Source organism: Streptococcus sanguinis, assembly GCF_050234405.1.
Taxonomy (GTDB): Bacteria; Bacillota; Bacilli; order Lactobacillales; family Streptococcaceae; genus Streptococcus; species Streptococcus sanguinis_W.
In genome coordinates, this window is record NZ_CP092117.1 from 559,439 (window position 1) to 574,996 (window position 15,558).

14 protein-coding genes are annotated in these 15,558 nt (G+C 43.0%); all 14 read left to right on the forward strand.

Annotated elements, in window-relative coordinates; all coding sequences use genetic code 11:
• The first annotated feature begins 19 nt into the window (after positions 1-19).
• The 14 genes from MFP28_RS02845 to MFP28_RS02910 all read left to right on the forward strand — a co-directional run bounded on the left by MFP28_RS02845 (position 20) and on the right by MFP28_RS02910 (position 15,556).
• A complete protein-coding gene (locus MFP28_RS02845) occupies positions 20-274 on the forward strand; it encodes a DUF1912 family protein (RefSeq protein ID WP_002905844.1) in 255 nt (84 codons plus the stop codon).
• Positions 275-613: 339 nt separating this feature from the next.
• Positions 614-1,174 carry a GNAT family N-acetyltransferase gene (locus MFP28_RS02850; RefSeq protein ID WP_032915792.1) on the forward strand — a complete coding sequence of 187 codons (561 nt, stop codon included), beginning with the start codon at positions 614-616 and terminating at the stop codon, positions 1,172-1,174.
• Complete coding sequence (locus MFP28_RS02855) at positions 1,174-1,752, forward strand: AAA family ATPase (RefSeq protein ID WP_002905847.1); 579 nt, start codon at positions 1,174-1,176, stop codon at positions 1,750-1,752. Before MFP28_RS02850 ends, MFP28_RS02855 begins: the two co-directional genes overlap by 1 nt.
• Positions 1,745-4,393, forward strand: a complete 2,649-nt coding sequence (locus tag MFP28_RS02860; RefSeq protein WP_002905849.1) for a valine--tRNA ligase — start codon at positions 1,745-1,747, stop codon at positions 4,391-4,393. Before MFP28_RS02855 ends, MFP28_RS02860 begins: the two co-directional genes overlap by 8 nt.
• A gap of 21 nt (positions 4,394-4,414) precedes the next feature.
• Positions 4,415-5,194 (forward strand): hypothetical protein, encoded by a 780-nt coding sequence (locus MFP28_RS02865; protein ID WP_002905851.1) that lies wholly within the window; start codon positions 4,415-4,417, stop codon positions 5,192-5,194.
• On the forward strand, positions 5,184-6,284 hold the full coding sequence (locus MFP28_RS02870; RefSeq protein ID WP_002905852.1) for a DGQHR domain-containing protein: 1,101 nt from the start codon (positions 5,184-5,186) through the stop codon (positions 6,282-6,284). Before MFP28_RS02865 ends, MFP28_RS02870 begins: the two co-directional genes overlap by 11 nt.
• Before the next feature lie 423 nt (positions 6,285-6,707).
• Positions 6,708-8,132 carry an NADP-dependent phosphogluconate dehydrogenase gene (gene gndA / locus MFP28_RS02875; protein WP_002905853.1) on the forward strand — a complete coding sequence of 475 codons (1,425 nt, stop codon included), beginning with the start codon at positions 6,708-6,710 and terminating at the stop codon, positions 8,130-8,132.
• A 9-nt stretch (positions 8,133-8,141) separates the two neighbouring features.
• Positions 8,142-8,831, forward strand: coding sequence for a response regulator transcription factor (locus tag MFP28_RS02880; RefSeq protein ID WP_002905854.1), 690 nt, complete (start codon positions 8,142-8,144; stop codon positions 8,829-8,831).
• A 287-nt stretch (positions 8,832-9,118) separates the two neighbouring features.
• Complete coding sequence (locus MFP28_RS02885; protein WP_002905855.1) at positions 9,119-11,311, forward strand: PTS transporter subunit IIBC; 2,193 nt, start codon at positions 9,119-9,121, stop codon at positions 11,309-11,311.
• Positions 11,312-11,328: 17 nt separating this feature from the next.
• Positions 11,329-12,144 carry an endonuclease/exonuclease/phosphatase family protein gene (locus MFP28_RS02890; RefSeq protein WP_002905856.1) on the forward strand — a complete coding sequence of 272 codons (816 nt, stop codon included), beginning with the start codon at positions 11,329-11,331 and terminating at the stop codon, positions 12,142-12,144.
• Positions 12,145-12,314: 170 nt separating this feature from the next.
• Positions 12,315-12,788 carry a transcriptional regulator NrdR gene (gene nrdR, locus MFP28_RS02895; RefSeq protein ID WP_002894570.1) on the forward strand — a complete coding sequence of 158 codons (474 nt, stop codon included), beginning with the start codon at positions 12,315-12,317 and terminating at the stop codon, positions 12,786-12,788.
• Positions 12,789-13,943 (forward strand): DnaD domain protein, encoded by a 1,155-nt coding sequence (locus MFP28_RS02900; RefSeq protein WP_002905858.1) that lies wholly within the window; start codon positions 12,789-12,791, stop codon positions 13,941-13,943.
• Positions 13,944-14,843 carry a primosomal protein DnaI gene (gene dnaI / locus MFP28_RS02905; RefSeq protein WP_002905859.1) on the forward strand — a complete coding sequence of 300 codons (900 nt, stop codon included), beginning with the start codon at positions 13,944-13,946 and terminating at the stop codon, positions 14,841-14,843. It abuts the gene before it with no gap.
• On the forward strand, positions 14,840-15,556 hold the full coding sequence (locus MFP28_RS02910; protein ID WP_002905860.1) for an NADPH-dependent oxidoreductase: 717 nt from the start codon (positions 14,840-14,842) through the stop codon (positions 15,554-15,556). Before dnaI ends, MFP28_RS02910 begins: the two co-directional genes overlap by 4 nt.
• The last annotated feature ends 2 nt before the right edge of the window (positions 15,557-15,558 follow it).

The following is a 15,558-nucleotide window of genomic DNA, read 5'->3' on the forward strand; positions in this document are numbered from 1 at the left end:
CAGTTAGAAAGTGAGAAAAATGAGCTACGAACAGGAATTTTTACAGGAGTTTGAAGCTTGGGTCAAGACTCAGGTCATGATTAACGAGATGGCCCTCAAGGAGAGTCAGGCGGTCTACGAGGCGGACCAGGACAAGCGGGCCAAGGAAGCGGCCATTCGCTATGAAAGTCGTCTTGATGCCTACCAGTTCCTTTTAGGGAAATTCGCCAACTATCAGGCGGGCAAAGCATTTCACGACCTGCCAGACGGACTTTTGGGTGAGAGAAATTATTGATTTTTCGCTGGAAAGGTGATAGAATATGTTCATCAGAGGTGTTTTGAGTCAAGCATTTTACAGAAAGTGGCAGTGCTGAGAAGTCCACAATTGCGTCAAGGCTGGTTGCTGATGAGATGAAAAATTGAAATAAAAGTGTCTTTTTGTTTCCTTTTAGGACTAGGCAAGGAGTTGTAGGTTATACTAGCGTATGCCAAAGCGAGTTAACGACGTCATAAAAGGGAAAGAAGAGAAAAGTTGCGGGCATCTGCCCGAAATTGGGTGGTACCGCGGATAAACACATTCGTCCCTGTCATGTAGATGGCAGGGGCGATTTTTTGTAGAAAGCGAGGCAGGAAGATGGAGCAGGTACAATTACCAGATCGACTAGAAACGGAACGGCTAGTGTTACGAGTCCGCACCGTGGCTGATGCTGAGGATATCTTTGACTATGCCAGTCGGCCAGAAGTCTCCTACCCAGCAGGCTTTCCGCCCGTCAAGACCTTGGAAGATGAGATTTATTATCTGGAGCATATTCTGCCTGAGCGAAATCAAAAGGAAAATCTTCCAGCGGGCTACGGGATTGTCGTCAAAGGAACGGATAAAGTCATCGGCTCTGTTGATTTCCCTCGTCGTCACGAGGATGATGTCTTGGAGCTTGGCTATATCTTGCACCCAGACTACTGGGGACGAGGCTATGTGCCCGAAGCAGCGCGTGCTTTGATTGATCTGGCTTTTAGAGAACTGGGTCTTCACAAAATTGAGCTGACCTGCTTTGGCTACAATGTCCAAAGTCAACGAGTAGCGGAAAAATTAGGCTTTACCCTCGAAGCTCGCATTCGAGACCGCAAAGATGCCCAAGGCAATCGCTGTGATGATTTGAGATATGGTTTGCTTAGGAGTGAGTGGGAGGTGGTTTGATGCACATTTTCATCATTGGAGCTCCGGCTTCTGGGAAAATGACGATTGGTCAAGAGTTATCTCGACTGACGGATGCTATCCTCTTTTATAACCATCAAGCCATAGATTTTGCACTAGAAATCTATCAGGACTTTACAGAGGAAATGTGGGAGTTTGTTCGAGGGATTACCTTTTCTTTCCTTGGAGTAAGTGCTAGAAATCAGCGGTCTGTGATTTTAACAGACGTAATTGATTTTTCAAATCAGTACCAGCTACTATATTTGAAGAAAATTCAGGATTTATTAGATGACTATCATCAAGAGATTCTGTTTGTTGAGTTGGAAACAAATCTTGAGGAGCTCTTACGTCGAAATAGAACGGAGAACCGTTTAAAGCACAAACCCTTAAAACGACATATTAAGGTATCTGAAAGAGAAATTTTAGAGACCAATGAAACACTTCAATTAAATTCTCAAAATCAACCGAATGAGTTGCACCACTACCTTAAAATAAATAATACGAATCTGTCTGCAGCCAAAGTTGCCAAGCAGATTCAAAATAAAATGAATACAATAGAGAAAGGACACACACATGTCTAAAGAACTTTCACCTAAATACAATCCAGCCGAGGTTGAGGCTGGTCGTTATCAAAAATGGCTTGATGCCGATGTTTTCAAGCCTTCAGGAGATCAAAAGGCTAGGCCTTATTCGATTGTGATTCCACCACCAAACGTAACTGGGAAACTCCACCTGGGTCACGCTTGGGATACGACCTTGCAAGATATTATCATCCGTCAGAAGCGCATGCAAGGCTTTGATACGCTTTGGCTGCCAGGGATGGACCACGCGGGGATTGCGACTCAAGCTAAGGTTGAGGAGCGCTTGCGTGAGCAAGGCATTTCCCGCTATGACCTCGGTCGTGAAAAATTCCTCGATAAAGTCTGGGAATGGAAAGACGAATACGCTACGACCATCAAGGAACAATGGGGCAAGATGGGGCTCTCTGTAGACTATTCTCGTGAGCGATTCACCCTTGACGAAGGTCTGTCAAAAGCCGTCCGCAAGGTCTTTGTCGAACTTTACAAGAAAGGCTGGATCTATCGTGGTGAGTTTATCATCAACTGGGACCCAGCAGCTCGCACAGCTCTGTCTGATATCGAGGTTATCCATAAGGACGTAGAAGGTGCTTTCTACCACATGAACTACATGCTGGAAGATGGCTCACGCGCCCTTGAAGTTGCGACAACTCGTCCTGAGACGATGTTTGGGGACGTTGCCGTTGCAGTCAATCCAGAAGACCCACGCTACAAGGAGTTGATCGGTAAAAACGTTATCCTGCCAATCGCTAATAAACTAATCCCAATCGTGGCGGATGAACATGCAGATCCTGAATTTGGTACAGGTGTCGTGAAAATCACGCCTGCCCACGATCCAAACGACTTCTTGGTTGGTCAACGCCATAACTTGCCACAAGTCAATGTTATGAATGACGACGGGACCATGAATGACTTGGCCTTCGAATTTGCAGGCATGGATCGTTTTGAAGCCCGCAAAGCGGTTGTCAAGAAACTGGAAGAAATCGGTGCTCTGGTTAAAATCGAAAAACGTGTCCATAGTGTTGGTCACTCAGAGCGGACTGGTGTTATGGTTGAGCCGCGTCTATCTACCCAATGGTTCGTCAAGATGGACCAATTGGCTAAGAATGCCATTGCCAACCAAGATACAGAAGACAAGGTTGAGTTCTACCCGCCACGCTTCAACGATACCTTCCTGCAATGGATGGAAAATGTCCATGACTGGGTAATTTCCCGTCAGCTCTGGTGGGGTCACCAAATCCCAGCCTGGTATAATGCAGACGGCGAAATCTATGTGGGCGAAGAAGCTCCAGAAGGTGACGGATGGACTCAGGACGAAGACGTCTTGGATACTTGGTTCAGTTCTGCTCTCTGGCCATTCTCAACCATGGGCTGGCCTGATGTCGACTCAGAAGACTTTAAACGTTACTTCCCAACTTCAACCTTGGTAACAGGTTACGACATCATCTTCTTCTGGGTATCTCGGATGATCTTCCAATCTCTGGAGTTCACTGGTCGTCAGCCATTCCAAAACGTGCTCATCCATGGTCTCATTCGGGATGAGGAAGGACGCAAGATGTCGAAATCTCTCGGTAACGGGATTGATCCTATGGATGTCATTGACAAATACGGTGCCGATGCCCTGCGTTGGTTCCTGTCAAATGGCTCTGCCCCTGGCCAAGACGTCCGCTTCTCTTACGAGAAAATGGATGCTTCTTGGAACTTTATTAACAAAATCTGGAACATTTCCCGCTATATCCTTATGAACAATGAAGGCTTGACCCTTGAGCAAGCAACTGCCAATGTTGAAAAAGTTGCCAACAAGGAAGCTGGCAATGTCACTGACCGCTGGATTCTCCACAACCTCAACGAAACCATTGGTAAGGTCACTGAAAACTTCGATAAGTTTGAGTTTGGTGTGGCTGGTCACATCCTCTACAACTTCATTTGGGATGAATTTGCGGACTGGTATGTGGAGCTGACGAAGGAAGTGCTTTACAGCGATAATGAAGACGAGAAAGTCATCACTCGCTCTGTCCTCCTCTACACGCTGGACCAAATCCTGCGCCTGCTTCACCCAATCATGCCTTTCGTGACTGAGGAAATCTTTGGTCAAATCTCAGAAGGCACCATTGTGACAGCGGCTTATCCAGTGGTTCGTCCAGAGTTTGAAAATGCCGAGGCAGCAGCTGGCGTGGAATCCCTTAAGGAACTGATTCGTTCGGTGCGCAATAGCAGAGCTGAGGTCAATGTGGCGCCAAGCAAGCCGATTACCATCTTAATTAAGACGACAGATAGTGCGCTGGAAACCTTCTTCAAGGATAATGTCAACTACATCAAGCGTTTCACTAATCCTGAGCATTTGGAAATCGCAGCAGACCTTGCAGTACCAGAGCTGGTCATGTCTAGCATCATTACAGGAGCAGAAATCTATCTGCCGCTGGCAGATCTCCTCAATATCGAAGAAGAACTGGCTCGTCTCGAAAAAGAACTAGCCAAGTGGCAGAAAGAACTGGATATGGTTGGAAAGAAACTCTCTAACGAACGCTTCGTAGCCAATGCCAAACCAGAAGTCGTCCAAAAAGAACGCGACAAACAAGCCGACTACCAAGCCAAGTACGAAGCGACCGTAGCGCGGATTGATGAGATGAGGAAGTTGGTCTAGAAATGTAGAATAGGAGTGGTTATGGAATACCCATTAAAGGGCCTTGTAACATTCAGAGGTTCAATATCTTCTGATAATTCTAGAAACTATAATAATTTTATTGATTTTTGTAATGAAAAAAATGATACTGGTTTAATAACATCAATATTTAATAGGATTGATGGGTTGACAACTACAATAAATAAACCCATTTGTATTGTTGGTCTAAAATCAGGTAACTATGTTATTATACAAGAACACCAAAAACCTTACTTGGACATTTATTTGATTTGGTATAATCTATCTTTTAGAGATGCACTTCAAGAGGCAATATATTCTTTAGAAGATAAGTTGGAAGATATTTGGAAGTCTTCGAGTTTTAATCAAGAAAAATTTCCCAAAATTGAGATAGATCAATCGTCTTTATCATCAACTTATAAATCTAAAGAAGTTATGAGGCAATCTTCTATTGATACAACCCCGGATTTGAATATAAAATTTAAAATAAATAATTCCCCTTTTTTAAACGGTGAATTTATTATCTACTCTATAGTTTGTGTTTTAATAGTAGCCTTCAACTTTATAAAAAAAGGCCATGTTGAGTTTAGTCTATCAATCATTATACCGTTTATTGTAGCTATAATAATACATACTGTCAATTATTGCTTGTCAAAGAAAAAGAATGTTGAAATCGATATTGAATCGTTTGTCACTGAATACTTGAATAAAGACATAGAAGATATGATAGCGAAATTAAGTCAAGTTGATGAAGATTACGATGACCCTGAAACAATAGAACAAGGAGGAGGAAATGCTCGGTAAACAAATTAATTTTCCATATCATTTTCCATATTTGGAAGTTGATCAAAAGGGAGAGAGTGTTTATTTAACTAAAATGCCGGTCTCAATTTTAAAAAAACTTGTAAACTTTCATTTTAGAATTGCTGAAAATGATAGTTTCACAAATGCAGAACAATATATAGCAAAATTAGAGAAGTTAGGAATTGAAACTGATGCTGTTGAAAATGGTTTGCAACGCAGAACGGATTTAAAGCGAATCAATGATATTTCGAGTTTTGTGAATGAATCCGAAGGGATAGTGTTCCCAACTCCGTTAGTTTTATCTTTGAATGTGTTTGAAAAGAACAATGAGAAAAAGGAAGACTATTATATTTTTTATGATAATGAGATCTATTTTTCGGAGAATGTAGAATTCACGATAATTGATGGACAACATAGATTGGCTGGTTTGGTAGCAGCTTATTTTAAAGATAAAGTTAATAATGATATTGAAATGCCTATTACTCTCCTACTAGATGCGAATATTTCAATTGCTTCTAAAATGTTTATAGATATTAATGGAAATCAGAGAAAAGTCAATAAATCAGTGATTTATGATTTATTTGAGAATACTGATCCGGAAGAAGTGGAGTTAATCAGTAGATTTGCTAGCGCTGTTAGAGTGCTAAATTCTAAGAAATCTTCACCATTATATAAAAGAATAAAAATGTTGGGTACTGGTGATGGGACTATTTCTCAAGCATTTATGATTGATTATTTAATGAATAGCTATAAATCATATCCTAATTTTGGAAGTCAAGAAATTTATTCTAATACATTTGTATATTTTAATTTGATTTCAAGAATATATGAAAAAGAATGGAATTCTATTAACGAAAAAGAAAAATTAGATAGTCTTTTAGTTAAAACTAATGGTATGGGGGCTTTATTGCTATTATTAGCTGATTTAATTGAAGAAATTGGTTTGCCAATGAATAATCAAAAAACGTATTTAGAATATTTTGAAAGCAGAAAAGAATTTGATTGGAGTAACTCTTATTTTTCAGGAACTGGGAAAAAAATTCAAAGAGAAATTAAGGAACAACTTAAAAATTTTTCAATTGCTCCTTAATATTTTAGAAAACAGGTTACTACATGCCAAATCCTGCAAGTTCAAACCGTCCTGAGAAGTACATCATTGCAGACTTCTTCTTAGGTATTGGGGAATTGAGTTAAGATTTGAACAGACTAACGAGTTCCTAATGTTGTAAATCAATTAGTTTATTAGTATGCATGTTATGCTTATCAGTTAAATCACCTATATACTCATCTGGATGGCCGTGATATTCACGGTGTTCACCCAGAGAACATTCCAACTAGGCATTTGGAGACTACTATGAAAGTCTCTATTTTACTGTAAACTCCCAAAACCAAGTTCAGTTACATCTGAGCTTGGTTTTTCTCCCCATCCCCCCTTTCATCCCTCTCCGACTTATTACTTTCTTTTAAGCTTTAAAAATGATAAAATAAGACAAACAAACTATAGGAGAACATAATGACTAAAGCAAATTTTGGTGTTGTTGGTATGGCTGTTATGGGCCGTAACCTTGCCCTAAATATCGAATCTCGTGGCTATACAGTTGCCATTTATAACCGCTCAGCAAACAAAACAGAGGACGTCGTTGCCTCTCATCCTGAGAAAAACTTTGTGCCAAGCTATGATGTAGAGTCTTTTGTCAACTCTATTGAAAAGCCACGTCGGATTATGCTGATGGTTCAAGCTGGTCCCGGTACAGATGCGACTATTCAGGCCTTGCTCCCTCACTTGGATAAGGGCGATATCCTGATTGACGGTGGAAATACTTTCTACAAAGATACTATTCGCCGTAATGAAGAGTTGGCTAACTCTGGTATCAACTTCATCGGTACAGGTGTTTCCGGTGGTGAAAAGGGCGCATTGGAAGGACCATCTATCATGCCAGGTGGTCAAAAAGAGGCTTATGAGTTGGTAGCGGATGTCTTGGAAGAAATCTCTGCTAAAGCTCCTGAAGACGGTGCACCATGTGTGACCTATATCGGTCCTGATGGTGCTGGTCACTATGTAAAAATGGTCCATAACGGGATTGAATATGGAGATATGCAGCTTATCGCTGAAAGTTATGACCTTATGCAGCACTTGCTGGGGCTTTCAGCTAGTGAAATGGCTGACATCTTCACAGAGTGGAACAAAGGCGAGCTGGACAGCTATCTGATTGAGATTACAGCGGATATCTTGACACGCAAGGACGATGAAGGTCAAGCTGGCCCAATCGTTGACTACATTCTGGATGCGGCTGGCAATAAGGGGACTGGTAAGTGGACCAGTCAATCTTCTTTGGATTTAGGTGTACCACTGCCATTGATTACTGAGTCAGTCTTTGCGCGTTACATTTCTACCTACAAAGATGAGCGTGTGGCTGCCAGCAAGGTATTGCCAAAACCAGCTGCTTTCACCTTTGAGGGAGATAAGGCAGAGCTGATTGAAAAGATCCGCCAGGCTCTTTACTTCTCAAAAATCATGTCTTATGCTCAAGGTTTTGCTCAATTGCGTGTAGCTTCTAAGGAAAATAATTGGAATCTGCCGTTCGGAGAGATTGCTTCTATCTGGCGTGCTGGCTGTATCATCCGTGCCCGCTTCCTGCAAAAGATTACAGATGCTTATGGCCGTGATGCTGACCTAGCCAACCTGCTCTTGGATGAATACTTCATGGATATTACAGCTAAGTATCAGCAGGCAGTCCGTGATGTTGTCAGCTTGGCTGTGCAGGCAGGAGTACCAGTGCCAACCTTCTCCAGTGCCATTGCTTACTTTGATAGCTACCGCGCGGAAAATCTGCCAGCTAATCTGATTCAGGCACAGCGTGATTACTTTGGTGCTCATACATACAACCGTAAAGACAAAGAAGGTACCTACCACTATTCTTGGTACGACGAAAAATAGGATAGGCCTATGGCAAAGCGAATTTTACTAGTAGAAAATGAAAAAAATCTTGCCCGATTTGTGAGTTTGGAACTGCAAAAGGAAAGCTTTCTTGTAGATTTAGCTGAGACTGGTCAAGAGGGGCTGGCTCTGGCTAAGGATGTGGATTATGACTTGCTCTTGCTCAACTATGATCTTCAAGATATGACTGCCAGCGATTTTGCTAAGCAGCTGAGCTTGATTAAGCCTGCGTCCGTTATTATCGTTCTGGCTAGTCGCGAAGAGATTGCGGAGCAGCAGGAAGCAATCCAGCATTTTGCTGTTTCCTACGTGGTCAAGCCTTTCATTATCAGTGATTTAGTGGAGCGTGTCTCTATCATTTTCCGCGGGCGCGACTTTATCGACCAGCACTGCAGCCTCTTGAAAATTCCGACCTCTTATCGCAATCTGCGAGTAGATATTAAAAATCACACGGTTTACCGCGGTGAGGAAGTTATTGCACTGACGCGGCGGGAGTACGATCTGCTGGTAACCCTGATGGGCAGCAATAAGGTTATGAGCCGTGAGCAACTGCTGGAGCGTGTCTGGAAGTACGAGAGTGCAACCGAGACCAACGTTGTAGATGTTTATATTCGTTATCTGCGCAGTAAAATTGATGTGGAGGGGCAGCCAAGCTATATCAAAACCGTTCGCGGTGTTGGTTATGCCATGCAAGAATAAAAAATTCAAAACTCTGTTCTCCTTGAGAGACGGAGTTTTTTTGCGCTTGTTACAGTATTGATAGGAGAAATAATGCGGACTTTGTGGTTATTTCATGCAATCGTTTTCGTTGGAATATGGCAAAAATATAACTCTTGAAGAAAAAATGCAGTATTTTAGGTGCAAAAAAAGAGAAAATTTTTTTATAAAAGCCTTTACAAAATAAAAAATCGTGCTATAATAGATGTATCGATATGCAAACGATTTCACAAAAAGGAGTGGTTTGCAAAAAATATAAGGAGGTCTGAATGATGAAAGATTCATTCAAGAACATTTTTAGCTTTGAATTTTGGCAAAAATTCGGTAAAGCTTTGATGGTGGTCGTTGCTGTTATGCCGGCAGCAGGACTGATGATTAGTATCGGTAAATCGATTCCGATGATTAATCCAAATCTAGGTGTTTTAGTCACTACTGGCGGTGTTTTAGAGCAGATTGGTTGGGGGGTTATCGGTAACCTGCATATCCTCTTTGCTTTGGCTATCGGTGGAAGCTGGGCAAAAGAACGTGCTGGCGGTGCCTTCGCAGCAGGTTTGTCCTTTATCCTGATTAACCGTATCACTGGTGTTATGTTTGGCGTTACCAGCGATATGCTCTCAGATAAGGCAGCTGTAGTTAAAACAATGTTTGGTGCATCAATTAAGGTTTCTGATTATTTCATCAGCGTTCTGGAGTCACCAGCTCTGAATATGGGTGTCTTTGTCGGAATTATCGCTGGTTTTGTCGGAGCAACAGCTTATAACAAATACTATAACTTCCGTAAATTGCCAGATGCCTTGTCATTCTTCAATGGTAAGCGTTTTGTACCTTTCGTTGTTATCTTGCGCTCAGTAATCGTGGCAATTGTTTTGTCATTCGTATGGCCAGTTGTTCAATCAGGTATCAACAGCTTTGGTATTTGGATTGCTAACTCACAAGATACTGCACCAGTTTTGGCACCATTCATCTATGGTACTTTGGAACGTCTCTTGCTTCCATTTGGTTTGCACCACATGTTGACCATTCCGATGAACTACACAGAATTAGGTGGTGTTTACCACGTTATTACTGGTTCTGGTGCGGGAACAACTGTAGCTGGTCAAGATCCACTATGGTTGGCTTGGGTAACTGACTTGGTTGGTACGAAATCAGCTGATCCTTCTACTTACCAACACTTGCTTGATACAGTTCATCCAGCTCGATTCAAGGTTGGTCAGATGATTGGTTCATTCGGTATCCTTATGGGGGTAGCGGCGGCTATCTATCACAATGTAGATGCTGACAAGAAGCACAAATACAAAGGTATGATGATTGCGACTGCTTTGGCGACCTTCTTGACAGGGGTTACTGAACCAATCGAGTACATGTTCATGTTCGTTGCAACACCGCTGTATATCATCTATGCATTTGTACAAGGTGCTGCGTTTGCAATGGCTGACATCGTTAACCTTCGTGTGCACTCATTCGGTTCTATCGAATTCTTGACCCGTACTCCTATGGCCATCAATGCTGGCTTGGGAATGGATATCATCAACTTCATTTGGGTAACTATCCTATTTGGTGTTGTGATGTACCTCATTTCTAACTTCATGATCAAGAAGTTCAACTATGCAACTCCAGGACGTAACGGTAACTATGAAACAGCAGATGGTTCAGATGAAGCTTCTTCATCAGAGTCAACTGGCGGTAAAGTTGCTGAAGCATCTCAAGCAGTAAATGTTATCAACCTTCTGGGCGGTCGCGCTAATATCGTAGATGTAGATGCATGTATGACTCGTCTGCGTGTGACTGTCAAAGATGCTGAAAAAGTTGGAACAGAAGAACAGTGGAAAGCTGAAGGCGCTATGGGCTTGGTTATGAAAGGTCAAGGTGTTCAGGCTATCTACGGACCAAAAGCTGACGTTCTTAAGTCTGATATCCAAGACTTGTTGGATTCTGGTGAAGTGATTCCTGAAACACTTCCGAGCCAAAAAGCAGAATCAGCGGCTGCCGAAGTTACTTACAAAGGTGTGACTGAGGAAGTTGAAACTGTTGCGGACGGTCAAGTCATTGACTTGGCAGATGTTAAAGATCCAGTCTTCTCACAAAAGATGATGGGTGACGGATTTGCAGTTGAGCCTGAAAACGGTAAGATTTATTCACCAGTTGCTGGTACAGTAACTAGCGTCTTCCCTAGCAAGCACGCTATCGGTCTTGTGACAGATAATGGCCTGGAAGTCTTGGTACACATTGGTTTGGAAACTGTTAGCCTTGAAGGTAAACCTTTCGAAGTTCATATTTCAGAAGGTCAGAAAGTTGCAGCTGGAGATCTTCTTGTAACGGCTGACTTGGGAGCAATCAAGGAAGCAGGACGCGAAACTTCAACTATCGTAGTCTTCACTAATGCAGCAGCCATCAAGTCTGTGACAGTAGAAAAACTTGGTCAATCATCTGCTAAGACAGTTGTTGCTAAGGTTGAATTGTAATATAGAAAAGAGAAATCATGGCAAAATTCCTGACATTAAATACTCATAGTTGGATGGAAGAAGAGCAAGAAACCAAGCTTAATCAGCTTGCGGAACGCATTCTTCAAGAAAAATATGATGTCATTTGCCTGCAGGAAGTCAATCAATTAACGGAGTCTGAACAGGTTGTTCAGGCTCCTTTCTATCAGGCGGTTGAGGGTGCAATTGAGATCCATCAAGACCATTTTGCTCTATGTCTGGTAGAAAAGTTGGCTGAGGCAGGACTGGACTATCATTGGTCCTGGGCCTATAATCATATTGGGTTTGATATTTATAACGAAGGAGTGGCAATCCTATCCAGAAAACCACTAGCTCCTAGAGAAGTTCTGGTATCAGAGGCTAATGATCCTAGGGATTACCATACCCGCAAGGTCTTGCTAGCTGAGACTGAGGTAGAAGGTCAATTGCTGACAATTGCCTCTTGCCATCTGTCATGGTGGGACAAAGGCTTTCAGGGGGAATGGGCTAAGCTTGAAGCAGAGCTTCTAAAAGCAGAAACTCCTCTAGTCCTGATGGGCGATTTCAACAATCCAGTCGGCCAGCAAGGCTACCAGACCATCTTAGCCAGTCCGCTGAAGCTGCAGGATAGTCATACTGCTGCAAAAGAAGCTATCGGAGAGGCAACTGTAGAAGGGACTATCGCAGGCTGGGATGATAATAAGCATGCTCTGAAGATAGACTATGTTTTCACTAGCCAAGGGATGGACGTTGAGCGTTCCGCTGTCGTTTTTGACGGGAAAGAAACCCCTGTTGTCAGTGACCACTTTGGTTTAGAAGTGCAAGTGACTTTATAATGGTAAAAAGATGGGGCAAGACTGAGAATGAGACAGGTTTGCCTCTCTTTTTCTTTTTGATAAACATATTTTTAGGGCAAAATGGTGAAATATTACACCCCAAACGGCTGTCTTTTGTTATTCTTGAAAACGTGTTATAATGAAGTATTAGGATTCTAGGAGGAAATGGTATGCGTTGTCCGAAATGTGGTGGGAATAAATCAAGTGTGGTTGATAGCAGACAGGCAGAAGATGGGAATACAATCCGTCGCCGTCGTGAATGTGAAGAATGTCAGCATCGTTTCACGACATACGAGCGCGTTGAAGAGAGAACCCTAGTTGTTGTCAAAAAGGACGGGACACGCGAGCAATTTTCTCGGGATAAGATTTTTAACGGTATTATTCGCTCCGCTCAAAAGCGACCAGTATCTAGTGACGAAATAGAGGAGATTGTCAATCGAATCGAGCAAAAAGTCCGCAGTCAGAGCGACAATGAAATCAATAGTGAATATATTGGATCCTTAGTCATGGATGAACTGGCCGAGCTGGATGAAATCACCTACGTTCGTTTCGCCAGTGTTTACCGGAGTTTCAAGGATGTGGGCGAGCTGGAAAGCCTGCTCAAGCAGATTACCAAGGGGTCCAAGAAGAAAAAGGACAAATAAATGAAACCAAACCATCAGTTTTCTTTCTTGCGCAATAATGCAGTCAGCCCAGATATTGCTGTCTTGACCAAGCTCTATCTGCCGATTTTGGGGAGAGAAGCGGTAGCACTTTATCTTTATCTGCTGTCTTTTGAGGATAATGGGCAAAAGCAGCACCTCTTCAGTCAGATTCTTAATCATTTAGATTTTGGACTTAATATTTTAGAAGAAAGTTTTGAGCGTTTAGCGGCGATTAAGCTAGTAGATCTTTATCAAACAGATGACCATTATCTGATTCAACTCCACCCGACCTTAACGGCGGAGGAATTTTTCAGCCATAATGTGTACAGTCGGCTCTTGGAAAAGAAAATCGGCGAAGCTGCTGCAGAAGCCCTGCGACCAGAAAATCCTAGCGGAGAGAAATTGGTCAAGCCTTTTATGCAGGTGTTTGGTATGGAAGCTGAGCAAGCAAGGACAGTGCGAAAGGCCAATGATTTTGACTTGGAGTATTTCAAGCAACGGATGGCTCAGGACAATCTTCGCTTTGCCAATGAAAAGGAAGATTTGTTAGAATTGTTTGCAATTGCTGAGCAGAAAAAGTGGACTTGGTATGAGACCTATGTCTTGGCTAGAGAAACTGCTGTTTCTCAGGTCATTTCTACCAAGCGGATGAAGCAAAAGCTAGCTCAGAAGCCAGTAGAAGGTCAATTTTCTAAGCAGGAGCAGTCTATCATCCAAGAAGCGAAGCGAACATCGCCAATGGTCTTTCTGGCAGAAATTAAGAAAACTCGTCAGGCTGCTATTACGCGGACGGAGAGAAAGCTTTTGCTAGATTTAGCTGAATTAGGCCTTTTGGACGAGGTTATCAACGTAGTCTTACTCTTGACCTTTAATAAGGTGGATTCAGCCAATCTCAATGAAAAGTATGCCCTCAAGGTAGCTAATGATTTTTCTTATCAAAAGGTGACGACAGCTGAGGAAGCAGTCTTGAAAATCCGTGAGCGCAACCAGCAGCCCCAGAACCGTCCAGCTAAATCTGGACAAGGCTCTACCAAGAGCAACGTACCTGACTGGAGTCAGCCAGATTATAAAAACGAAACGAGTGCAGAGAAGCAGGCCGAGCTAGAAGAGCAGAAACGTCGGCTCTTAGCCAAACTTGAAGGAGGAGGCGAATAAATGGAGAAAATAGGACAGAATATGCCTCATATGAGCAAGGTGCGGCAGTTTGACTATCAGGAGCTGGTCAAGCAAATCATGGCGGACCCAGATGTGGCAGCCTTTATCCAGCAGGAAAATCTGACCCAAGCTGAGATTCAGCGCAGTGTCTCCAAGTTTAACCAATATATTACGGAGCGCAACCGCTTTTTGCTGGGGGACGAGACCTATATTGCCAAGGGTTATAAGCCAATCTTGGTGAAGAATGAAGGCTATGCAGATGTTGCCTATGAAGAGACGCCTGAGTTGATTGAGCAGGAGAGACAGGAGGCCATTAGAAGCCGTCTCAATCTTATCAGTCTACCAGCCAGCCTCAAAGAAGCAAGTCTGGCTCAGGTGGATCTGGACGATGTTGGTCGCTACAAGGCTTTTGAACTGTTGACCAACTTTGTTGCTGAGTTTCCGCATTATCAGAAGGCTGTTTATCTCTACGGTGATTTTGGGGTAGGGAAGAGCTACATGATGGCTGCTCTGGCGCATGATTTGTCAGAAAAACGCAGTGTTTCAACGACTCTGCTACATTACCCAAGCTTTGTTTTGGATGTGAAGAATGCTATCAGTTCCGGCTTGGTCAAGGAGAAGATTGATCAGGTTAAGACAGCTCAAGTGCTGATTTTGGACGATATCGGTGCAGAGCAGTCTAGCGCCTGGATGCGCGATGAGATTTTGCAGGTCATTCTCCAGCACCGCATGCAGGAAAATCTGCCAACTTTCTTTACTTCTAACTTTAGTTTTGCGGATTTAGAGCGTCACTTTGCCAGCTCTAAGAATGGCGATGAGACTTGGCAGGCTAAGCGGGTTATGGAGCGAATTAAGTTTCTGGCTCAGGAGGTGCGCCTAGAAGGAGAGAACCGCCGATGAATGAAACAATTAACTTGATGAAAGCTCATACGTCTGTCCGCCGCTTTACGGAGGAGCAGATTTCGGATAAGGAATTACGTGCTATCATTGATGCTGGGCGGGCTGCGTCCAGCTGGAAGAATTTCCAGTCTTGCTCTATCATTGTGGTGCGAAGCAAAGAGAAAAAAGAAGCCCTCTTTGACTTGGTCCCCCAAGAAGCCATTCGGCAGTCTTCAGCCTTCCTGCTTTTTGTTGGTGATCTCAATCGTGCCCAAAAAGGCGTTCACATGCATTCGGAAGACTTTTATCCTGAGGGAACAGAAAATCTCCTGATTAGCTCAGTAGATGCTGCTTTAGCTGGACAAAATACTCTCTTAGCAGCTGAAAGTTTGGGTTATGGCGGAGTAATCATTGGACTGGTTCGTTATGCTTCCAGTCAAATCGCAGAGCTTTTCAATCTGCCAGACTACACTTATCCGGTCTTTGGGATTGCTCTGGGGACTCCCAACCAGAACCATGCAGTCAAGCCGCGGCTGCCTTATGAAGCAGTGGTATTTGAGGAAGAATATCATGAACAGGATCGTTCAACTATCCAAGCCTATGACCGCGTACAGACTGAATATGCTGGCGAGCGAGCTAAGGAAACCTGGAGTCAGCGCCTAGCTGCTCAATTTGGTCAGGAGCCTAATCAGGCTATTGACCAATTGTTCAAAGAAAAGAAATTAGAAAAATAGGG

What these genes read in the sequence shown, in the direction of transcription:
- MFP28_RS02845 (WP_002905844.1), top strand. Translation starts at nt 20, where the DNA reads ATGAGCTACGAACAGGAATTTTTACAGGAGTTTGAAGCTTGGGTCAAG.
- MFP28_RS02850 (WP_032915792.1), top strand. Translation starts at nt 614, where the DNA reads ATGGAGCAGGTACAATTACCAGATCGACTAGAAACGGAACGGCTAGTG.
- MFP28_RS02855 (WP_002905847.1), top strand. Translation starts at nt 1,174, where the DNA reads ATGCACATTTTCATCATTGGAGCTCCGGCTTCTGGGAAAATGACGATT.
- MFP28_RS02860 (WP_002905849.1), top strand. Translation starts at nt 1,745, where the DNA reads ATGTCTAAAGAACTTTCACCTAAATACAATCCAGCCGAGGTTGAGGCT.
- MFP28_RS02865 (WP_002905851.1), top strand. Translation starts at nt 4,415, where the DNA reads ATGGAATACCCATTAAAGGGCCTTGTAACATTCAGAGGTTCAATATCT.
- MFP28_RS02870 (WP_002905852.1), top strand. Translation starts at nt 5,184, where the DNA reads ATGCTCGGTAAACAAATTAATTTTCCATATCATTTTCCATATTTGGAA.
- gndA (WP_002905853.1), top strand. Translation starts at nt 6,708, where the DNA reads ATGACTAAAGCAAATTTTGGTGTTGTTGGTATGGCTGTTATGGGCCGT.
- MFP28_RS02880 (WP_002905854.1), top strand. Translation starts at nt 8,142, where the DNA reads ATGGCAAAGCGAATTTTACTAGTAGAAAATGAAAAAAATCTTGCCCGA.
- MFP28_RS02885 (WP_002905855.1), top strand. Translation starts at nt 9,119, where the DNA reads ATGATGAAAGATTCATTCAAGAACATTTTTAGCTTTGAATTTTGGCAA.
- MFP28_RS02890 (WP_002905856.1), top strand. Translation starts at nt 11,329, where the DNA reads ATGGCAAAATTCCTGACATTAAATACTCATAGTTGGATGGAAGAAGAG.
- nrdR (WP_002894570.1), top strand. Translation starts at nt 12,315, where the DNA reads ATGCGTTGTCCGAAATGTGGTGGGAATAAATCAAGTGTGGTTGATAGC.
- MFP28_RS02900 (WP_002905858.1), top strand. Translation starts at nt 12,789, where the DNA reads ATGAAACCAAACCATCAGTTTTCTTTCTTGCGCAATAATGCAGTCAGC.
- dnaI (WP_002905859.1), top strand. Translation starts at nt 13,944, where the DNA reads ATGGAGAAAATAGGACAGAATATGCCTCATATGAGCAAGGTGCGGCAG.
- MFP28_RS02910 (WP_002905860.1), top strand. Translation starts at nt 14,840, where the DNA reads ATGAATGAAACAATTAACTTGATGAAAGCTCATACGTCTGTCCGCCGC.